At 61.6% G+C, this 19,478-nt stretch carries 18 protein-coding genes and 1 tRNA gene; 6 read left to right on the top strand and 13 right to left on the bottom strand.

Annotated features, from left to right (window positions below):
* Positions 1–3: 3 nt before the first annotated feature.
* From citF to citC, 4 genes are read right to left on the bottom strand one after another with little or no spacing between them, the layout of a single operon-like run.
* The gene (gene citF / locus ABTW55_RS18085; protein WP_033643714.1) at positions 4–1,509 is read right to left on the bottom strand and encodes a citrate lyase subunit alpha; all 1,506 of its coding nucleotides are present in this window, start codon (positions 1,507–1,509) and stop codon (positions 4–6) included.
* Positions 1,509–2,429, bottom strand: coding sequence for a citrate (pro-3S)-lyase subunit beta (citE, locus tag ABTW55_RS18080; RefSeq protein WP_016927085.1), 921 nt, complete (start codon positions 2,427–2,429; stop codon positions 1,509–1,511). Before citE ends, citF begins: the two co-directional genes overlap by 1 nt.
* Positions 2,413–2,721 (bottom strand): citrate lyase acyl carrier protein, encoded by a 309-nt coding sequence (gene citD / locus ABTW55_RS18075; protein WP_019452464.1) that lies wholly within the window; start codon positions 2,719–2,721, stop codon positions 2,413–2,415. Before citD ends, citE begins: the two co-directional genes overlap by 17 nt.
* Positions 2,721–3,791: a [citrate (pro-3S)-lyase] ligase gene (gene citC, locus ABTW55_RS18070; RefSeq protein WP_004940809.1), complete on the bottom strand. Its 1,071-nt coding sequence runs from the start codon at positions 3,789–3,791 to the stop codon at positions 2,721–2,723. The genes citD and citC overlap by 1 nt, the downstream gene beginning before the upstream one ends.
* A gap of 313 nt (positions 3,792–4,104) precedes the next feature.
* On the opposite strand from citC, the gene dpiA reads away from it, so the two are divergent.
* From dpiA to ABTW55_RS18055, 3 genes are all read left to right on the top strand, one after another.
* The gene (dpiA, locus tag ABTW55_RS18065) at positions 4,105–4,791 is read left to right on the top strand and encodes a two-component response regulator DpiA (protein ID WP_021505854.1); all 687 of its coding nucleotides are present in this window, start codon (positions 4,105–4,107) and stop codon (positions 4,789–4,791) included.
* A gap of 102 nt (positions 4,792–4,893) precedes the next feature.
* The gene (locus ABTW55_RS18060; RefSeq protein WP_060421761.1) at positions 4,894–7,983 is read left to right on the top strand and encodes a beta-galactosidase; all 3,090 of its coding nucleotides are present in this window, start codon (positions 4,894–4,896) and stop codon (positions 7,981–7,983) included.
* 114 nt (positions 7,984–8,097) lie between these two features.
* Positions 8,098–8,173, top strand: a tRNA-Asn gene (locus ABTW55_RS18055).
* A gap of 97 nt (positions 8,174–8,270) precedes the next feature.
* On the opposite strand, the gene ABTW55_RS18050 is transcribed toward ABTW55_RS18055, so the two are convergent.
* Positions 8,271–9,104, bottom strand: a complete 834-nt coding sequence (locus tag ABTW55_RS18050) for an oxidoreductase (RefSeq protein WP_060422341.1) — start codon at positions 9,102–9,104, stop codon at positions 8,271–8,273.
* Between the two features lie 105 nt (positions 9,105–9,209).
* Between ABTW55_RS18050 and ABTW55_RS18045 the strand changes: the two genes are divergently transcribed.
* Positions 9,210–10,130, top strand: coding sequence for an AraC family transcriptional regulator (locus tag ABTW55_RS18045; RefSeq protein WP_060421764.1), 921 nt, complete (start codon positions 9,210–9,212; stop codon positions 10,128–10,130).
* 149 nt (positions 10,131–10,279) lie between these two features.
* On the opposite strand, the gene ABTW55_RS18040 is transcribed toward ABTW55_RS18045, so the two are convergent.
* A complete protein-coding gene (locus ABTW55_RS18040) occupies positions 10,280–10,849 on the bottom strand; it encodes a hypothetical protein (protein WP_033647933.1) in 570 nt (189 codons plus the stop codon).
* A gap of 129 nt (positions 10,850–10,978) precedes the next feature.
* Here ABTW55_RS18040 and ABTW55_RS18035 point away from each other — a divergent pair, with 129 nt between their 5' ends.
* On the top strand, positions 10,979–11,869 hold the full coding sequence (locus ABTW55_RS18035; RefSeq protein WP_060421766.1) for a LysR substrate-binding domain-containing protein: 891 nt from the start codon (positions 10,979–10,981) through the stop codon (positions 11,867–11,869).
* Here the strand turns inward: ABTW55_RS18035 and ABTW55_RS18030 are convergent.
* The 7 genes from ABTW55_RS18030 to ABTW55_RS18000 all read right to left on the bottom strand — a co-directional run bounded on the left by ABTW55_RS18030 (position 11,866) and on the right by ABTW55_RS18000 (position 18,283).
* Positions 11,866–12,594, bottom strand: coding sequence for a PA1136 family autoinducer-binding transcriptional regulator (locus ABTW55_RS18030; RefSeq protein WP_060421768.1), 729 nt, complete (start codon positions 12,592–12,594; stop codon positions 11,866–11,868). The genes ABTW55_RS18035 and ABTW55_RS18030 overlap by 4 nt on opposite strands.
* A complete protein-coding gene (hchA, locus tag ABTW55_RS18025; RefSeq protein WP_319864437.1) occupies positions 12,591–13,466 on the bottom strand; it encodes a glyoxalase III HchA in 876 nt (291 codons plus the stop codon). The genes ABTW55_RS18030 and hchA overlap by 4 nt, the downstream gene beginning before the upstream one ends.
* 101 nt (positions 13,467–13,567) lie before the next feature.
* Positions 13,568–14,335, bottom strand: a complete 768-nt coding sequence (locus ABTW55_RS18020) for an ABC transporter ATP-binding protein (protein WP_060421773.1) — start codon at positions 14,333–14,335, stop codon at positions 13,568–13,570.
* Positions 14,322–15,311 (bottom strand): iron ABC transporter permease, encoded by a 990-nt coding sequence (locus ABTW55_RS18015; protein WP_230199927.1) that lies wholly within the window; start codon positions 15,309–15,311, stop codon positions 14,322–14,324. Before ABTW55_RS18015 ends, ABTW55_RS18020 begins: the two co-directional genes overlap by 14 nt.
* A 63-nt stretch (positions 15,312–15,374) precedes the next feature.
* The gene (locus ABTW55_RS18010; protein ID WP_208496078.1) at positions 15,375–16,451 is read right to left on the bottom strand and encodes an ABC transporter substrate-binding protein; all 1,077 of its coding nucleotides are present in this window, start codon (positions 16,449–16,451) and stop codon (positions 15,375–15,377) included.
* Positions 16,452–16,497: 46 nt separating this feature from the next.
* Positions 16,498–16,896: a hypothetical protein gene (locus tag ABTW55_RS18005; RefSeq protein WP_223182167.1), complete on the bottom strand. Its 399-nt coding sequence runs from the start codon at positions 16,894–16,896 to the stop codon at positions 16,498–16,500.
* A gap of 16 nt (positions 16,897–16,912) precedes the next feature.
* Positions 16,913–18,283, bottom strand: a complete 1,371-nt coding sequence (locus ABTW55_RS18000) for an MFS transporter (protein WP_033654931.1) — start codon at positions 18,281–18,283, stop codon at positions 16,913–16,915.
* A 334-nt stretch (positions 18,284–18,617) separates the two neighbouring features.
* Between ABTW55_RS18000 and amiA the strand changes: the two genes are divergently transcribed.
* Entirely contained in the window at positions 18,618–19,448 is an 831-nt protein-coding gene (gene amiA, locus ABTW55_RS17995; RefSeq protein ID WP_319864462.1) for an N-acetylmuramoyl-L-alanine amidase AmiA, read from the top strand.
* The last annotated feature ends 30 nt before the right edge of the window (positions 19,449–19,478 follow it).

Below are 19,478 nucleotides of genomic sequence, written 5' to 3'. Positions count from 1 at the left end.
CGGCTACTCCGCCACCTGATGCACCACGTCAATCACCGAGCCGTCGCGGTAGCGCACCACCGCCACCACCTTGTCGGTAAAGGCGATCGGCTGCGGTTCGCCGGTCAGCTGCAGCGCGCGGGCGCGCAGCCAGTCGATGCTCACCACCTCGAGGCCGGCCTCCCGCAGGCGCTGCGCCAGCTCCGGCCGCGCCGGGTTGACGGCGATGCCGTGGTCGGTCACCAGAATGTCGATGCTGGAGCCCGGCGTGACGCAGGTGGTCACCTGCTCCACCAGCGTCGGGATGCGCCCGCGCACCAACGGCGCAACGATGATCGCCAGCCGCGCGGCAGCGGCGGTGTCGCAGTGGCCGCCGGACGCGCCGCGCAGCACGCCGTCGGAGCCGGTCAGCACGTTAACGTTGAAGCCGGTGTCGATTTCCAGCGCGCTCAGCACCACCACGTCGAGCCGATCGACCGACGCGCCCTTGGAGCTGAAGTTGGCGTACTGGTTGGCGCTGATTTCGATATGGCGCGGGTTGCGCGCCAGCGAAGTCGCCGCCGCCCGATCGAAGCTCTGCACGTCCAGCAGCTTGCCGATCAGCCCTTTCTCGTGCAGATCCACCATGGTCGAAGTGATGCCGCCGAGGGCGAACGCGGCGCGAATGCCGCGGGCGCGCATCTTGTCCTCCAGGAACCGGGTCACCGCCAGCGAGGCGCCGCCGGTGCCGGTTTGCAGCGAGAAGCCTTCGGTGAAGTAGCCGGAACCGGCGATCACCTCGGCGGCGCGGCGGGCGATCAGCAGCTCGCGCGGGTTCGAGGTCATGCGCGTGGCGTCGGCGCCGATCTTGTCGGCGTCGCCCACCCGCTCCAGCTGCACGATCAGATCCACCCGATCCTGCGCCAGGCTGGCGGGATGATGCGGATACGGCACCAGCTGCTCGGTCAACAGCACCACGGTGCCCGCCGCCTCGGCGTCCACCCGCGCATAGCCGAGCGAGCCGCAGCAGGCTTCACCGCTGTAACCGTTGGCGTTGCCGAACTCATCGCAGGCCGGCACGCCGAGGAAGGCCACGTCTATCTTCAGCTCGCCGGATTCGATCAGGTTGACCCGGCCGCCGTGCGAGTGAATTTGCACCGGCTCCGCCAGCAGGCCGCGCGAAACCGCGTCCGCCAGCGGGCCGCGCAGCCCGGAGGTGTAAATGCGGCTCACCACGCCGTGGCGGATATGCTCAACCAGCGGCGCATGGCAGTCGGTCAGCGAGCTGGACGCCAGCGTCAGGTTGCGGAACCCCATCGCCGCCAGCGTCTCCATCACCTGATTGAGCGTCAAATCACCGCCGCGAAACGCATGGTGGAAGGAAATGGTCATGCCGTCCTGCAGTCCGCTGCGGCGCACCGCTTCCTGCAAGGAGTCGCACAGCTTGAGATCGCGCGGTTTGCGCGCCTGCAGATTGGCTTTGGAGACGTCCTGATAGCCCGGCAGATCCGTCGGGTTGGCGAAGGTCATCAATCGTTGTTGGCGGTTCATCATGCTTCCTCCCCGTGCTGCGCCGGTTCTTCCCGTAAGCCGGACAGCGCGGCGCGCTCCAGCACCAGCCGGGCGCGTTCAATCACCGGGCTGTCGACCATTTTTCCGTTGAGCGACACCACGCCGCGCCCTTCCCGCTCCGCCGCTTCGGCGGCGTCCACCACCCGCTGCGCGTGCGCCACCTCTTTGGCGGTCGGCGCGTACAGGTTGTGCAGCAGCTCAATCTGGCGCGGGTTGATCAGCGATTTGCCGTCGAAGCCGAGCTGTTTGATCAGCGCCGCTTCCTGCAGGAAGCCGGCCTCGTTATTAGCGTCGGAATAGACGGTGTCGAACGCCTGAATGCCAGCGGCGCGCGCCGCCTGCAGCAGCGAACAACGGGCGAACAGCAGCTCGATGCCCTCCGGCGAGCGTTCGGTGCGCAGGTTGCGCACGTAGTCTTCCGCCCCCAGCGCGATGCCGATAAGCCGCGGCGAAGCGTGCGCGATCGCCACCGCGTTGGTGATGCCCTGCGCCGATTCGATCGCCGCCAGCAGCCCGGTGCTGCCGACCGGCCGGCCGCAGGCCGCTTCGATGGCGGCAATCTCGCGCTCCATGTCGACAACGTCCTGCGCGCTGTCGGTCTTCGGCAGGCGCACGATGTCCGCGCCGCCGCGCACCACCGCCTGCAGGTCCGCCAGGCCGTAGGCAGAGTCGAGCGCATTGACGCGCACGATGGTTTCCACCTCCTGGTACAGCGGGTGCTGCAGCGCGTGGTACACCAGCCGGCGCGCCGCGTCTTTTTCACGCAGGATCACCGAGTCTTCCAGATCGAACATCAGCGCATCGGCCTGGTAGATAAAGGCGTTGCTGACCATCGCCGCGTTGGCGCCGGGGACGAACAACATGCTGCGGCGCAGCCGGGTTTTATTCAGCGTTTTCATCTTTCGCCTCCCACGGCAGCTGGCCGCCCTCGCAGGCGCGCATCAGCGCGGTTTCCAGCCGGGCGCGCAGCACGCAGTCCAGCGCCCCCTTGTCGTCGACGATCACCTGCACCGGCTCCACCTCATAGCGCTGCAGCACCTCCAGCAGGGTGTGGCGGATCGCCGCGCCGAACTGTTTTTCCACGCTGCTGGCGATCAACAGATCGTGCTGCGGCCCCTCGGCGGGCGCGATGCGCACCATGACATCGCTGGATTCCAGCGTGCCGGCCATTGCTTCTCGGATAATTTTCATCATTCACCTGATTGTGCGGACTCAAAAGGATGCGGGGCCGCCTTGGCCCGGCGCTGCGTTTGCAGATCCTGCAGGTAGTACAGGGTGTCCGGCGGCACCAGCGGCGCGGCGGCGTGGAAGTCCCCCGCCGCCAGCAGCTTGCGCACCCAGGAGGCGGAGATCGCCGTGCCCTGATATTGCAAACGCTCGATTTCCACCAGCGCGATCGGCGGGCTGGGCAGCGCCGGCGTTTCCAGCCAGTAACGCATGTCGCGGTTGTATTTCGCGGTCACCGCGCAGAACGGCTCGTTGCCGACGAAGCGGTGGGTAATGCCCAGCGCGGGCGCCAGATACTGGCGGAAGATCTTCAGATCGATTTCGGTGTAACAGTCGTCGGCCACGCCCTGATCCTTGATGAAGTAACAGGGGAAGGTGGCGCGCGAGATCACGTACTGCGAGCCTTCGTGTACCGTGAGGTTGGGGATATCGGCGGTGCCGGCCAGCACCAACCGGCGGCGGTCTTCATAGCTGAAGCGCGAGGTGTTTTCCTTCACTAAAAACAGGTGCAGCCAGTCGCAGCGTTTGGCCGCCTGACGCACCAGATACTGATGCCCGCGGGTGAAGGGGTTGGCGTTCATCACGATGCTGCCGATGGTGTCGCCCGGCCGGCGCTGGCTCGCCAGCTGGGCGGCGTAGCGCTTCAGGCGGCACGGGCTGTTTTCCATCAGCACCACGATGCCCGGCACGGTGGCGATCGGGTAGAAACCGCACTGGCGGAACAGCGGCTCGTTCTGCACCTTGGTGTAGATAAACAACTGGGTGTGGTGGCGCTCGTAGGCCAGGTTCACCAGCTCGGTCGCCAGCGCCAGCGCCAACCCTTCGCCGCGCATCAGCGGGCTGATGGCGACGCATTTGATAATATTGTCGGCGATGCCGCCGCAGGCGACCAATTTGTCGTGCTGGGTAACGGTAATAAATATTTCAACCGTGGTGTCGATATTCAGATCGTTACTGCGCAAGAAGGCGCTTATTTCCGAAATCGCTTTATGATCCGATCGCTTTACCCGATTAAATACGGCATCGCCTAACATAACACGCTCTCTGGGTTAACTGGCAAACAACAAATTAAATACAAAAAGGCATTTTAATTAACATCAACAAGGGTAATTAAAACCTTAAAAACCATGCAGATAAACGCGACTGCACGTTCGATAAATTAATGGTAAACAGAAAAAAAACGCCGATTATTGACCTATTTCACAAACCGATTCCCGTTAATAAGTTATTTAATGCTCTTTATTTGCTTAATTAATCTTATGGTGTTTATTATTGAGATAATCTTTATTTGGCGCCGCAATTTACTTACATTCATTTAGCATCTTGATTGCAATAGTAGGTTTCATTATGGAATGGCTGAACATCCTGATCGTTGAAGACGAAACGCCGCTGGCGGAGATGCACGCGGAGTTTATCCGCCAGAACGGCGGCTGCCGCCAGATTTGGCTGGCCGGCACGCTGGCGCAGGCGCGCGCCATGACCGAGCGCTTCAAGCCGGACCTGATCCTGCTGGACAACTTTCTGCCCGACGGCCAGGGCATCACCCTGCTGCGCGAACTGACGCTGAGCGGGTATCGCGGCGGCATCGTGTTCATCACCGCCGCCAGCGACATGGCCACCGTGGCCGAGGCGTTGCGTTACGGCGTATTCGACTACCTGATCAAACCGCTGGCCTATGACCGGCTGAGCCAGACCCTGCAGCGCTTCAGCCAGCGCCGCGAAGCGCTGAAAGACAAAGCGCGCCTCAACCAGCGCCGCATCGACGAGATGTTCAACACCTACGCCCGCGGCGAACAGCAGGCAGCGCTGCCCGCCGGCATCGACGAGCTGACGCTGGGCAAGGTCCGCGCGCTATTTGCCGAACCCGCCGCGCGCCACACCGCTGAAAGCGTTGCGCAAAAAATGGGGCTCAGCCGCACCACCGCGCGCCGTTATCTGGAGTTTTGCACCGCCGCGCAGCAGCTGCGCGCCGAGATCATTTACGGCAAGGTCGGCCGCCCGCAGCGGATCTACCGCGCCGGCGAACCGCATTAGCGGTTATTTGATCGCCCTTGCAAGGTTGCGTGTAACCGCTTTACTTTTTATGCGCCGGTCAGCATCTTGGTGAGCATCACCTAGCCGACTGGACGATCGCCGATGCCCGCTGCGCCCCTTGCTTCCCTGACCGAGATCCTCGCCCGCCGTGACTGGCAAAACCCGGCCTGCACCCACTACCGCCGGCTGGACGCCCACCCGCCGTTCGCCAGCTGGCGCACGGTGGAAGACGCGCGCAACGATGCCCCCAGCGCCAGCCGCCGCTCGCTGAACGGCGAGTGGCGCTTCAGCTATTTCCCGCGCCCAGAGGCGGCGCCGGAAGGCTGGCTGCAGCAGGATCTGCCGGATGCCGCCCCGCTGGCGGTGCCGAGCAACTGGCAGCTCGCCGGCTACGATGCGCCGATTTACACCAACGTGCGCTACCCGTTCCCGGTCGATCCGCCTCGCGTGCCGGAAGACAACCCGACCGGCTGCTACTCGCGCACCTTCAGCGTCGATCCGGCTTGGCTGGCCACCGGCCAGACGCGCATCATCTTCGACGGCGTCAACTCGGCGTTCTATTTGTGGTGCAACGGCCACTGGGTCGGCTATTCGCAGGACAGCCGCCTGCCGGCGGAGTTCGATCTCAGCCCGTGGCTGCAGCCGGGTGAAAACCGGCTGGCGGTGATGGTGCTGCGCTGGTGCGACGGCAGCTATCTGGAAGATCAGGACATGTGGCGCATGAGCGGCATCTTCCGCGACGTCAGCCTGCTGCACAAACCCGCCACGCACCTGAGCGATGTGCGCATCACCACGCCGCTGCATGACAGCTTTACCCGCGGCGAACTGGTGGTGGCGGCGCGCGCCAGCCGGCCCGGCCCGCTGCAGGTGCAGATTCAGCTGTGGCGCGATGGCGCGCGGGTGGCCGAACGCACCCAGCCGCTCGGCAGCGAGATCGTGGACGAGCGCGGCGCCTATGACGATCGTGTCACGCTGCGCCTGCCGGTAGAACGCCCGGCGCTGTGGAGCGCCGAAACGCCCGCGCTGTATCGCGCCACCGTCGCCCTGCTCTCGCCCGAGGGGGAGATTATCGAGGTGGAGGCCTATGACGTCGGCTTCCGCCAGGTGGACATCAGCGGCGGGTTGCTGAAGCTCAACGGGCAGCCGCTGCTGATCCGCGGCGTTAACCGCCACGAGCATCATCCGCGCCACGGCCAGGTGATGGACGAGGCGACGATGCGCCACGACATCCTGCTGATGAAGCAGCACAACTTCAACGCGGTGCGCTGCTCGCACTATCCCAACCACCCGCTGTGGTATCGGCTGTGCGACCGCTATGGGCTGTACGTGGTGGACGAAGCCAATATCGAGACCCACGGCATGCAGCCGATGAACCGCCTGGCTGACGATCCGCTGTGGCTGCCGGCGATGAGCGAGCGCGTTACCCGCATGGTGCAGCGCGATCGCAACCACCCCTGCATCATTATCTGGTCGCTGGGCAACGAGTCCGGCCACGGCGTGAACCACGACGCGCTGTACCGCTGGGTGAAAAGCCAGGATCCGACCCGCCCGGTGCAATATGAAGGCGGCGGCGCCGACACCGCCGCCACCGACATCATCTGCCCGATGTATGCGCGGGTGGATCAGGATCAGCCGTTCCCGGCGGTGCCCAAATGGGCGATCGGCAAGTGGATCGGCCTGCCGGAGGAACAGCGGCCGCTGATCCTGTGCGAATACGCCCATGCGATGGGCAACAGCTTCGGCGGCTTTGAGCGTTACTGGCGCGCGTTCCACGAACATCCGCGCCTGCAGGGCGGCTTTGTCTGGGACTGGGTCGATCAGGCGCTGATCAAGCGCGACGCACAGGGCGAAGAGTTCTGGGCCTACGGCGGCGACTTCGGCGATACCCCCAACGATCGCCAGTTCTGCCTGAACGGGCTGGTGTTCGCGGATCGCACCCCACACCCGGCGCTGTTCGAAGCGCAGCGGGCGCAGCAGCTGTTCCGCTTCGCCTTCGACGCCGCCTCGCTGACGCTGACCGTCACCAGCGATTACCTGTTCCGCCAGACCGACAACGAGCAGCTCAACTGGCGGCTGGAGCTGGACGGCGTGGAGCGCGCCAGCGGCAGCTTCGATCTGGCGCTGCCGCCGCAGGGCAGCCATAGCTTCACCCTGCTCGACCGCCTGCCGATGCTGCATCAGCCCGGCGAGCTGTGGCTGAACGTGGAGGTGGTGCAGCCGCAGGCCACCGACTGGTCCGAAGCGCATCACCGCTGCGCCTGGGATCAATGGCGGGTGCCGCGCGCGCTGCATCCCGCGCCGCCGCCGGCGCAGGGCGTGCCGCCAACGCTGATTGAAGACGATCAGGGGCTGACCCTCACCCACGGCGACCAGCGCTGGCGCTTCGAGCGCAGCAGCGGCCATCTGACGCAGTGGTGGCAGAATGAGCAGCCGCAGCTGCTGACGCCTCTGCGCGACGGCTTTGCGCGCGCGCCGATCGATAACGACATCGGCGTCAGCGAGGCGGACCGTATCGATCCCAACGCCTGGATCGAACGCTGGAAGCTGGCGGGCCTGTACCGGCTGGAGGAACGCTGCACGCGGCTGCAGGCCGATGCGCTGCAAAACGGCGTGCAGGTGGTGAGCGAACATCAGTTCGGCGTGGACGGGCAGATTTTGCTGATCGGCCGCAAACAGTGGCTGTTCGATGCGCTGGGCGCAGTGAACGTGAGCGTGGAGGTCGAGGTGGCCGACGCCCTGCCGCCGCCGGCGCGCATCGGCCTGCACTGCCAACTGGCGACGGTGCAGCCGCACGCGGAATGGCTGGGCCTGGGCCCGCACGAGAATTACCCGGATCGCCGCCTGGCCGCGCAGCACGGGCGCTGGCGCCTGCCGCTGGCAGATCTGCACACGCCGTATATTTTCCCCGGCGAGAACGGCCTGCGCTGCGACACCCGTAGCCTGCGCTACGGCGGCTGGCGCATCGACGGCCGCTTCCATTTCTCGCTCAGCCGCTACGGCCTGCAACAGCTGATGACCTGCAGCCACCAGCATCTGCTGCAGCCGGAAGCCGGCACCTGGCTGCATCTGGACGGTTTCCATATGGGGGTGGGCGGCGACGACTCCTGGAGCCCGAGCGTGCACCGGGATTACCTGCTCACCGCCGGCGTTTACCGCTATCAGCTGCGCCTGCAACTGGCGCCCGAGGGCTAAATCTGCCAAAAAACTCAACGGGTTGCGCATTCTGTAAGCAAACAGTCACAGAATGTGTAATCCGCCTTTGACATGCCGACGGCGCCTCGCTATTATTCGCCCCGTTCCAACGATTCCTCTGTAGTTCAGTCGGTAGAACGGCGGACTGTTAATCCGTATGTCACTGGTTCGAGTCCAGTCAGAGGAGCCATATTTAGAGAAGCCCGCTCAGGGAAACCCGAGCGGGCTTTTTGCTGTTGGAAGGATCATCATCGATGATCCCCTGCACTCTCCCTACCCGAAACCGGTCAGCCATCCGTTGAACGGGTAAGTTTCTCCCATTGTTCAATTTCCTTGCCTAACGCCTCGAGCTTTTGCCGCACCAAACTTAATGCGTCACTGCCTAACAACAGATGCGTGGGTGGGGTCTGGCTCTCGATCAATGCCAGCATGGCGTGAGCCGCCTTCACCGGATCGCCGAGTTGCTTGCCGCTTTTTTCCTGGCGCGCCTGACGAACAGGTTCAAATAACGCGTCATAGTCCGGGAGACGGCGAGGGCTGCGTACCATTGAACGCCCGGCCCAGTCCGTTCGAAACGAACCGGGCGCCACTGCGGTCACGTGTATGTTGAACGGGGTAAGCTCCTGACTTAACGCTTCTGATATCCCTTCCAGTGCAAATTTGCTGCCGCAGTAATAGCTGATACCGGGCAAGGTAATGAAACTGCCCATTGAGGTGATATTGATAATGTGGCCGCGACGGCGCTGGCGCATGCCCGGCAGCGCGGCTTTGATCATCGCCACCGCGCCAAACACATTGACGTCAAACTGGCGGCGCAGTTCTGCGAGCGGAGATTCTTCCAGAATGCCTTCATGACCGTAACCGGCATTGTTCACCAGCACATCTATCGGACCGACGGCGGACTCTATCTCTCCAACCACCTCATCAATACGCTCAACATCCGTGACATCAAGCAGATAGCCAAAAGCCCGCTGCGTATCGAGCGCGCCGAAAGCCTGCAGCGCTTCGCTGTTGCGCACCGTCCCTACAACCCGATGCCCTACGGCGAGGGCTTCCCGCGCCAGCGCCTGGCCAAAGCCACTGCTGACGCCAGTGATTAAAATCGTTTTTGCAGATGCCATAAAAAGAACTCCCATGAACCAAGAAGGTTGCATGGTATTCTCTGCTCTGCCGCATTTTTAGGCCGTATCTTCTCTTTTTCTTGCCTGATTTTATGAGGTGGTGGGATGCCCAAAATGATTGCCCTGATGAATAGACTTGCGGTGCAAGAGGGATACAACCTCACTGCCCTACCTGATGTGCGAATTTTGCGTTCCGATCGCCCGCTTGCCAGAACGCCGGTGCTGTACGATCCGGGGATCGTGATTGTCTGCCAGGGCAGCAAACGCGGTTATTTCGGTCAACAGACCTATTTATATGATGAGCAGCACTACCTGGCGGTTTCGGTGCCGGTGCCGTTTGTGATGGAAACCGACGCGTCGGCAGCGCATCCGCTGCTGGCGATTTATATACATCTGGATTTTCAGCTTGCCGCTGAACTGATGTTGCAGATTGAACAGCATGGCGCCCCGTATCCTCCCGTCGCGCCGCAAAGCATGATGTCGAGCCCCATGGACGGCGCGGTAAAAATGGCCGTACTTCGCCTACTTGACGTCCTGGACAACCCGCTTGAGGCGGCGATCCTCGGTCCGGCGCGGGTGCGTGAACTCTATTTCCGCGTGCTGACAGGCGCACAGGGCAACGCGATGCGTGCCGCGCTGGCCTTGCAAGGCCAGTTTGGCAAAATCGGTAAAGCGTTGCAGCACATCCACGCCACTTACGCGGAGCCGTTAACGCTGACGCAGCTGGCGATGCTGGCCGGCATGAGCGTGCCGACCTTTCATAGCCATTTCAAAGCGATAACGCAGATGCCGCCGATGCAGTATGTGAAATCGGTACGCCTGCACCAGGCACGGATGCTGATGGTGCGCCAACAAATCACCGCCGCCGCCGCGAGTTACGCCGTTGGCTATGAAAGCCCATCGCAATTTAATCGCGAATTCAAACGTCTGTTTGGCCTGCCACCGGCAGAGGAGATAAAACGCATGCAGCGTCACTTCGCCATTCCGCCCGCGCAGCCTGCCTCGGTATTTGTTTCGTCGCACTGAGGCTTGTTCGGTATGGCAAACGCTACCTTGAGGTAGGTAGCGTCCGTTTATGCCACAAAACCAACCGTCGGGTCATCTACTCAACAATCTCCGCAAACACCAAAAAGCCCGCCCCGCCCCCACGCAGGCCTTTGGCCCTCCGCACTGTCTCAGGCGCCATCCCGCTCCGCAACCCGCGCCATCAACGCCCCCAACAGCGCCAGATCGACCAGCAACGCCAGCGCGAAACAGCCTCCTCTCGCGCCCGGCGCGGCGTAGGTTTGAATCAGCAACGCGGCAACCAACACGGCCACGATGGTCACCACCGTCGCCAGCCTGCACGCCACAGCGAACGCCCCTTCCCCTACCGCCGTGCGGTAGGCCACGCCCTGCCCCAGGCCGCCGAGGGCGATGCCCGCCAGCAGGGCCGGCCAATCATGGCCGCCGAACAGCATCAGCAGCGTCAATAGCCACCCCGCCGCCGCCAGCAAAAAACCGTAGCGGAGCATAGCCAGCGCAGGCCGCTTCCTCAGCGGCTGCCAGCGGGCCAGCGCGGCGCCGCCGAGAAACGCCAGCGCCAATGCCGTTAGCAGCATCAGCGTTGCGCCGATGCCCAGCAGGCTTTCGGTCTTCAGCAGCAAGGCGCCCGCCGCGACCGGCACGCTGAGCGCCAGACCGCTCGCCGCCGTTCCCGTGTGTTCCATGGCGCCCAGGGCGCCGTTGTTGACATATATGCTCATCGTTAACTCCCGACATGGTGGAAATGATGAAATAAATTCACTTCCCTGTTCACATGTCAGTAGCCTATCTCTTGTATAATCGGTCAGACAAACTCATAGTTTTCAGCCTTAGATGAGAATAACTCAGCCATGAGAAAACCCCGTTTGCCGCCGCTGGGCGCGCTGCGCGCCTTCCACGCCGTGGCCGGCTGCCGCAGCTTCAAACTGGCCGCCGAGGCGCTGGGCGTCAGCGCGACGGCGGTCAGCCATCAGATCAAGCTGCTGGAGTCGGTGCTGGCATGCCGGGTGTGCGAGCGCAGCGCGCAGGGCGTCAGCCTGACCGAGACCGGCGAGATCCTGTATGCCGGCACCCAGCGCGCCTTTGCCGCGCTGGAGCAGTCCGTCGCCCAAATCACCCGCGCCCAACAGCCGCCGGCGCTGACCGTCACCACCACCTCCAATTTTCTCACCCACTGGCTGGTGCCGCGCCTGGCGGATTTCAAGGCGGAGTTTCCCGCCATCGATCTGCGCCTGCACACCAGCGTCGAGCGCGTCGATCTCAACCAGCGCACCGTAGACGTCGCCATCCGCTACCGCGAAACGCCGGAAACCGATCTGCACTGCACCCTGCTGCATGAGGATCGCTTTATCGTGGTGGCCAGCCCGGCGCTGGCGCTGAAGCGCAGCGAGGATTTGCGGCGGGTAACGCTGTTTCACGTGGAACATCGGCAGGTGCCCGCCGACGCGCCGACCTGGGAAAACTGGCGGCGGCGCTACGGGCCGGAAGGGTTGAACGTGGAAGCCGGGCTGACCTTCAGCGACGAGACGCATGCGCTGCAGGCGGCGGTGGCGGGCCAGGGGGTGGTGATCGCCAGCCGGCTGCTGGCGCGCGATTTGTTGCAGCGCGGCGTGCTGGCCGCGCCGTTCGAGATGTCGTTACCCGGCGCCAACTATTACCTGGTAGCCACCGAAGAAACCGCGCAGCGCCCCGATATTATTGCGCTGCGCGAGTGGCTGCTGCGGCAAATGGCGGCGGGCTAACGGCGCTCGGGGGCGATCTCCCCCAGGCGGATCGCCACGCTGATGGCCTGCGCGGTGGTGGCGGCACCAAGGCGTTGGCGAATGCGCCGCAGGTGGTTTTCCACCGTGCGTTCAGACAGGCCGAGCATCGCGGCGATATCCGCCTGCCGCCGGCCGATGGCAGTCCAGCTCAGCACCTCGCGCTCACGCGCCGACAGCCTGCTCTCCCCCTCGCCGGCCGCCGGTGCGAACAGCCGCCGCGCCGCCTGAAAGGCCGCCGTGCCCACCAGCGCCAGCGCCAGCCGCGCCGGCGGCGAGGCGTCGATGCGATCGCCCCCCAGGCTGACGGCGCCCTCCAAACCGGCCGGGCCGAACACCGGGATCTGCACGCCGTGCAGGCCGGCGCCGCGCGGTGTGCGTACAATCCGGTAGCGCTCGCCCTGCTGCGCCCGGTTCTTGGTCCAGAAAAACGGCTCGCTGACCCGCAGCATATGCCGGGTCACCGGGCAGTGCCGCACGTAGGTCAGCGCATCGACGGCCTCGCCGTCGCCGAACCAGTCGCCCTCGACCCAATAGATATGCTCGATCCCCGCCTCCGCCGCGGCGGAGGCGGAAAACAGCACAAAGCGATCGAAGCCGAACGGCGCGGCGAAGGCGCGAACCCGCCCCTGAATGGCGGACAGGGTTCGCTCGTGGTCCATCGCCAGCGCCGTCTGGAAAGCGCGCTGCGCGATCTCGTCACTCATCGCGCGGCGACGTCGGCCAGCAGCGTCTCCGCCGCCAGCTTGCCGAGGTTGTTGGAAGCCAGCGGGCTGTCGCCGGTCAGCAGGCGCCGATCTTTATGCACCTTGCCGGTGATGTCGGCGTTAACGATCTTAACGCCCCGCTCGCGCAAGCGCTCGCCCACCAGCCAGGGCATCGGGCCGGGGATGTAGCCGATGTCGATGTTGGCGCCGGTATCGAGCGAGTCCGGGAACACGCACATTTCATAGCCGCGATAGAGGAAATCCTCTTTGCTCTCGCCGATGCCCGCCGCCAGCAAACCGGCCGGCCCGTGGCACAGCGAAATCACGTAGCGATCGTTGTCGTGCGCCCAGTGCAGGGTCTTTTTCACCTCTTCGCTGAACGGGATATCATTCAGCACGCCGTGGCCGCCGGGGATGAAAACGCCGAGGTAGTTGCCGCCATCCAGATCCTTCACCACTTCCGTCAGCTTTTTCGGCTGCTTGAGCTGGCTGCGGTACTTCTCGTAGGTGGCCTTGACCGCGTCGTCTTCCTGCGGGAACGCCCACATCTCCAGCTTCACCGGATCGCCGGACGGCGCGACGATGTCGATCTCGAAACCGGCCAGATCCAGGTGATGCATCGGCAACAGCATTTCGACCGGGTGATTGCCGGTGGAGAAGAACTTGCCGTTTTGCATCAGCAGGTAGCGCTCCTGCGAGGCGATCATCAGCACCTTCCACTTGCCGCCGCGATAGGCGTCCGGGTAGCTGGCGCCCGCGAAGTCGGTTTTGGACGAGGTGTACTGACTGAGGGAGTAAGGTGATGGGAAGAACGCGTTGTCTTCCGCCACATCCGGGGTGGGATTACGATCGTTGGACACTGAATCAGTCATGATTATCTCCATATTCACCGTTACGTTGCCCTTTCAGCTTAAATAACCGCCGGCGGGGCCGCAATGAGGGATATCCCTCAAGCAATCCTTGCAGCCGAAACTCAGGCGAGATTGCGTAGAGCGATAATAAAGGTTTCTTCGCTGGCGCCCTGGTGTTCATAGCGGCATTTTCTGACCGGCACCCGGAAATAGCGCTCCAGGATATCTTCCTGCAGCACTGCGCTTTTAACGCCAAACAGCGACTGCCGTTTTGCCATCAGTAAACACTTGTCGGAGATGCGTTCGGCGTAATTGAGGAAATGCGTATTCAGCACGATCGTCATCTGCCGCTCTTTGGCGAGGCGCCACAGCATCTCGATCATTTTGGCCTGATTGTAAAAATCCAGATTCGATTCCGGTTCGTCGAGGATCATGACGTCGGGATCTGCCACCAGCGCCTTGGCGAAATAACACATCTGCAGTTCACCGCCGCTGATCTGGTTGATATTTTTCTGCGCCAGCGGCGCGATCTCCAACGCGTGCAACACCGCCTGCGCCCTGGTGAAATCTTGCCGCCGCGGCCCGGCGAACCATCCCGCATGGCGGGCGCAGCCGAAAGTGACAAAATCGAGTACGCCATAGGAAAAATGTGGCGCCTTCGCCTGCGGCACGTAGGCCAGGCGCGCCTCTCGATTATCGACGCGGCCGATCTCGCACCTGCCGGCGCTGGGTCGACACAGGCCCGCAATATTTCTCAGCAGCGTCGTTTTGCCGGCGCCGTTCGGGCCCAGCACGCTGAGGATCTCGCCGCGCTTAAGCTCGAAGCTGACGTTGTCGAAAATGGGCTCCCGCCCCTTGAAACCAAAGGCTAGCCGGCTAGCGGTGATCATATCGATTCCCCAGAATAAAAAGCACCGCGAAAAGCGGCGCGCCGATCAGCGCGGTCAGGATGCCGATTGGAATTTCCGTATAGGTGGCGCCTCTCGCAATATTGTCGATAACCAGCAAAAACAACGCGCCGCCGAGCGCCGATGCTGGGATCAGGCGGCCGTGGTTATATCCCAGCACGCTTCGCACCAAATGGGGGATCACCAAGCCAACCCACCCCACCACGCCGGCCAAGCTCACCGAGGCGGAAACCAGCAGAGAGGCGGCGATCAGCAATAGGATCTTCAGCCGGGGCGGATTCAGGCCGGCAATGCGCGCCTCGTCGTCCCCCAGCGAGAGAATGTTCATGTTCCACCTGAGCCGGTAGATAGTCAGGTAACACGCCGCAAACAGCGGGATCAGCCAATAGACCTGCGCTTTCGCCACCGAAGCGAAGCTGCCCATCAGCCAGAAGACGATGGCAGGCAAGGTATCCTGCGGATCGGCGACATATTTGATGGCCGAGACAAACGCGATAAACACCGACGCAGTAATCATGCCGGACAGGATCGTCGTCAGCGCATCCTGCCGGCGTTTCAGGCGGCAAATGCCAAGCACCAGCAACAAACTCACCACGCCGAAAAGAAACGACAGCAGGGAACTCAGGGCAAAAGGCAAACTCAATAAAATGCCCAGCGCAGCGCCAAAGGCGGAGGCGGAAGACGTGCCCAGCACGTCCGGGCTGGCTAACGCGTTTTTCAGCACCGCCTGAAAGGTCGCGCCGGCGACCGCCAACCCGCCGCCCACCAGCATCACCGCCACCACCCGCGGCGCACGCAGGTTAAAAATCACCGAATAGTGGGCCTGGTTTTCCCCCGGCATGTTCCCCTGCCATAAAATCTGCAGCACGTCATGGGCCGACAAGGCGTAACGGCCGGCAAACAGTGATGCGACGGCAACCACACACAAGGCTAAAAACAGCCCTACCATGATCGCCATATATTTTCCTCTGCCCGGCATCCCCAAGCTCCTCCAACCCACTAACGCAATTCAACCGTGGTGCTAGCGCTGTGCCAGCACCTCATCCAACAAACGGTCCGGGATCGCATAGGAGAACATCGTCTGATAATAGCGGCGCGTCTCCTCCCGCAGCGTCTTGTCGCTAATATCTTCAGGGGCATAGCGGTTGATCATAAACAGCGGCAGCAGTGACGTTTCCGCCGACAGGCCCCCCCAGTTATGAATGCCCACCGGCGTCGAGAAAACCTTGCCGTTTTTTACCGCCCTGAGCGTCTCCCAGGCCTGGCCGGGGATCCCCCCGTGCAGCAGCGCTTTGGCGCTGCCGAAAACCACGAAAATCACATCCGGATCCCAGGCCATGATCTGCTCCATCGAAACGTTGATGTACCTGCCGGCATCCCCTTTCACCGGCAAATCCCCGGCGACGTTGTCCATACCGGCCATTTTCAGGTAGGTGTCGCCGTAGGTATGCGGGCCGCTCACCTTCAGCTGCCTGCCGTCGCTTTCTTCGAGATACAACGCCCTGACGTGCTGCGCGCGGATGGCTGCGGCATAGGGGCGGATCTGCTTCAGGGTCTTTTCCCAGGCGTCTTTGAATTTGTGCGTGCGCGGCAGGCCGAGCGTGTCGGCGAAGGTATTTTCCCAATACATCTGGGTGACCATCGGTAGGTACTTTGTCTTCCCGCCGGCATCCAGATCGACGGTCATCACGCCCGCCCTTTCCAGCCGATCGTCCTGGCTTTTGCCGTAGTAATAAATAATGTCGGGCCGTAGATTCATTAACGACTCCATGTTGACCCGGTAGTCCTTATTGATGAAGGCGGAGGTGATCCTGCCGATGTCAGGCTTCATGTCCTTCAACACATGCATATCGGCATGCATGAACGCCCAGGGCCCCACGCCGACGACGTGCCGGTAGGCCGCCTCGTTCGCCAGGATCACGCCGAAGGGGCAGTTGCCGGTGATGACGATCCGCTGATAGTGGCCAGGCAACTTTTGCACCGCTGCGCTCTGCGGACGTTCGGCCGCCGCCGGCTGACTACCGCTGGCGCAAGGCGCCGTCGGCAAGGCGAATATTGCCAGCAGCGCGGTGGCGATAAATTTCACTGTGACGCACATGGTGCCTCCTGTGCGCACGCTCGGCGGCGTGCGGCGATGGGCTGCGTTAGGCCGACGCGGCGATGCCGGCGGCCATGATGGTTATCCCGGCCACAAAGACGATTGCCGTGGTGGCGACCGCGCCGCCGCCGACCAACGCGGCGGTTTTTCCTGTGGAAAGGTCTTTTCGTTGCAGGAAAGAGAGCTGCGACAGGGGAATGATTTTTCCGCTGTCGGCGACCAGGTCTTTTGGTTCAACCTTAGCCACCGTCAACTCGCCGCCGCTGCCGTCCTTCAGACCATATTTCAGCTGGTCGCCGACATAGACCGGCGGCTGCAGCAGGTAATATTGGCTATTGAGCCCCGTCTCTTTTTGTTGCAACGCCACGTCGTGGTAGGTCGTGCAGCCGGCAAGGGAAAACGCCGCCATGCCGATAACCAACGGCACTAATGGGATAAATCGCATGGGAAACCTCGTGCTTCTATTTACTGGTTTTTAACGTAACGGCGGACTTGAAGCGCATATAGCTCACGACCAGAGAAAGAAACGAGAATGCCGCCCCCGCCATTAAACTGATATTCGTCGCTTGCGCGCCCCGCATGTTGAAGAAAATCGCCACCAACGCCGAACCGACGATTTGCCCAATCAGCCGGGAACTGCCCAACAGGCCGCTGGCGATGCTGCTGTTTTCATGGGAGACCGACGTCATGATCAACAGGTTGTTCGGTGATTGAAACAGGCCGAAACCGATGCCGCACAGCGCCACGCGCCATACGATCGCCCCATTCGACGGATCGCTCGGCAGATTGGCCATCAGCAGCATGCCTGCCAGCAGACAGGCAAGGCCCGAGAGGGCAACAAGATTGGGATCGTACTTCTTGGCCAAATCGCCGGAAATCAGCGAAGACGCCATGGTGGCCAGCGGCCAGGCGGTCAGCAACAGACCGATTTCCACCACGTTTCTTTGCAGAACGTTGTGAAAATAAAAAGGCAGCGAAACATAGGCCAAAAGCTGGGTGCTGTAGGACAGCATCGACATCAGCAAAGACAATGACAGCGTCGGGTTATGCAGCATCGCGATCGGGATCAGCGCGGCGTCAGCCTTTCTTTTTTGATTGATGTACAGCAACCCGGCCAGCCCGGCGAATACCGCAAAGCTCAGCGCCGCCGCCGGCAGATGGTGAGTGGTCATGCTCATGGTGCTGAGCGAGAAAGCGATAAACAGCACAAACACCAACAGGGCGCCCCCGCTGTCGAACCCAACGCTGCGCCGCTCGCGGGAACCCAGGAATATCACGCTCAGCAGCAGCGACAGGCAGGCGATGGGAACATTAATGGTAAACAGCCAGTTCCAGCTCGTTTGAGAAAGTATCGCCGAGGCGATGGATGGCCCGGCGGCGGCGGAAACCGACACCACCATCACGTTTATGCCCAGGCCGCGCCCAAGCAGCCTTTCCGGGTATATCTCCTTGATCAGCGCCGCATTGACGCTGAGCACCGCCGCCGCGCCGAAGCCCTGTATCACCCTGAATGCCGTCAGCATCTCCAGCGTCGTGGACAGCGCGCAGCCCAATGATGAAAAAGCGAACAGCACCACCCCGGCCATAAAGATTTTTTTATTGCCCACCGCGCGACCCAGCGCCGCGAAGGGCATCAAAGAGGCGACGACGGCAAACTGGTAGGCATTAATAATCATGATGGAGGCCGATTCGGAAACGCCGAAATCTTTGGCGATCACCGGCAGCGCCACGTTGGCGATGGTACTGTCGAGCATGGCGATAACCGTGCTTAACGAGACGGCGAGAACGGCGAATATATTTAATGTCTCTTTTTCCTGGTGTTTAAAAGTCATGTTAACGCTCCAAAAACGTGAGTGACTTCATGCCGGCGGCAAAGACCCCATTTTTTATCCGTTTTAGTAATTACGTTATAACATATCAATTAAAGAGGAGAATAAATCTCATTTGAAATATTAGATTAAATAGTGTGTCAAAATAAGAATTAACAAATACAAAACAAATTAATAGCAATACGAATATTCAATAAACAAAATAAATGCAGTATAAAAAACCAGTGAATTTAAGGAATGACATTAAAAGTAACAGCCGCTAACAGACAACCCCGCTGGTGCGTGAAATTGTTATGTTATAACAAAAACACCCTTTCCTTTTATGCTGGTTAACCTTATGGCTAAGACGGACCTTTTGAACACCCGGTTATCTCGCCGCAGAATGATGTTAGCAGGGCTGGCGGCCCTGGCGCTGAACGGCACCGTTTCCCCGCTGGCTCACGCCCACGGCCTGCCGCGCCCCAAACCTCAGGGGGCGCGAAAAAGATTCCTGGTCATGTTGGATCCCGGTCATGGCGGCATCGACTCCGGCGCCATTGGCCACACCGGTTCGCTGGAAAAACATGTCGTTCTGGCGATCGCCAAAAATGTGCGTGCACAGCTCGACCGACACGGCATCGATGCCCGCCTGACGCGCGACAGCGACGTTTTTATTCCGCTTTACGATCGGGTGGAGATCGCGCATCGGCACGGTGCGGATCTTTTCATGTCCATCCACGCCGACGGTTTTACCTGCCCCAGCGCCTGCGGTGCTTCGGTCTTTGCGCTTTCCAATAAAGGCGCCAGCAGCGCGATGGCGAAATACTTATCGAACAGTGAAAACGCGGCGGACGATCTCGCCGGCCCTAACGTCATCAAGAAAGACCGCTATTTGCAGAAGATACTGTTTGATTTGGAGCAGACGGAAACGATCAAAGAAAGCCTGACGCTGGGCTCGCACCTGATTCAACATATTGCGCCCATTCATCATCTGCATGCCAAAAATACCGAACAGGCGGCCTTCGTGGTCTTAAAATCCCCGTATATTCCTTCCGTGTTGGTGGAAACCTCTTTCATCACCAACCCTGAGGAAGAAAGGCTGCTCGGCACCCCCGCATTCCGCAATAAAATTGCCACGGCGATCGCTCAGGGGATCGTCAGCTACTTTAAACGCGAAACGCACGCTTAAGCTTCGCCGAGGCGGCAAGCTCACGGGCTT

The organism is Serratia sp. SM04 (assembly GCF_040280225.1).
Lineage (GTDB): Bacteria > Pseudomonadota > Gammaproteobacteria > Enterobacterales > Enterobacteriaceae > Serratia > Serratia sarumanii.
Note: the sequence above shows the minus strand (reverse complement) of the source record. Positions and strands in the feature narration are given on the sequence as shown.

Excerpts from the sequence above, each read along its gene's own strand:
- citF (WP_033643714.1), bottom strand. The coding sequence starts at position 1,509 with ATGAACCGCCAACAACGATTGATGACCTTCGCCAACCCGACGGATCTG.
- citE (WP_016927085.1), bottom strand. The coding sequence starts at position 2,429 with ATGAAAACGCTGAATAAAACCCGGCTGCGCCGCAGCATGTTGTTCGTC.
- citD (WP_019452464.1), bottom strand. The coding sequence starts at position 2,721 with ATGAAAATTATCCGAGAAGCAATGGCCGGCACGCTGGAATCCAGCGAT.
- citC (WP_004940809.1), bottom strand. The coding sequence starts at position 3,791 with ATGTTAGGCGATGCCGTATTTAATCGGGTAAAGCGATCGGATCATAAA.
- dpiA (WP_021505854.1), top strand. The coding sequence starts at position 4,105 with ATGGAATGGCTGAACATCCTGATCGTTGAAGACGAAACGCCGCTGGCG.
- ABTW55_RS18060 (WP_060421761.1), top strand. The coding sequence starts at position 4,894 with ATGCCCGCTGCGCCCCTTGCTTCCCTGACCGAGATCCTCGCCCGCCGT.
- ABTW55_RS18050 (WP_060422341.1), bottom strand. The coding sequence starts at position 9,104 with ATGGCATCTGCAAAAACGATTTTAATCACTGGCGTCAGCAGTGGCTTT.
- ABTW55_RS18045 (WP_060421764.1), top strand. The coding sequence starts at position 9,210 with ATGCCCAAAATGATTGCCCTGATGAATAGACTTGCGGTGCAAGAGGGA.
- ABTW55_RS18040 (WP_033647933.1), bottom strand. The coding sequence starts at position 10,849 with ATGAGCATATATGTCAACAACGGCGCCCTGGGCGCCATGGAACACACG.
- ABTW55_RS18035 (WP_060421766.1), top strand. The coding sequence starts at position 10,979 with ATGAGAAAACCCCGTTTGCCGCCGCTGGGCGCGCTGCGCGCCTTCCAC.
- ABTW55_RS18030 (WP_060421768.1), bottom strand. The coding sequence starts at position 12,594 with ATGAGTGACGAGATCGCGCAGCGCGCTTTCCAGACGGCGCTGGCGATG.
- hchA (WP_319864437.1), bottom strand. The coding sequence starts at position 13,466 with ATGACTGATTCAGTGTCCAACGATCGTAATCCCACCCCGGATGTGGCG.
- ABTW55_RS18020 (WP_060421773.1), bottom strand. The coding sequence starts at position 14,335 with ATGATCACCGCTAGCCGGCTAGCCTTTGGTTTCAAGGGGCGGGAGCCC.
- ABTW55_RS18015 (WP_230199927.1), bottom strand. The coding sequence starts at position 15,311 with ATGGCGATCATGGTAGGGCTGTTTTTAGCCTTGTGTGTGGTTGCCGTC.
- ABTW55_RS18010 (WP_208496078.1), bottom strand. The coding sequence starts at position 16,451 with ATGTGCGTCACAGTGAAATTTATCGCCACCGCGCTGCTGGCAATATTC.
- ABTW55_RS18005 (WP_223182167.1), bottom strand. The coding sequence starts at position 16,896 with ATGCGATTTATCCCATTAGTGCCGTTGGTTATCGGCATGGCGGCGTTT.
- ABTW55_RS18000 (WP_033654931.1), bottom strand. The coding sequence starts at position 18,283 with ATGACTTTTAAACACCAGGAAAAAGAGACATTAAATATATTCGCCGTT.
- amiA (WP_319864462.1), top strand. The coding sequence starts at position 18,618 with ATGGCTAAGACGGACCTTTTGAACACCCGGTTATCTCGCCGCAGAATG.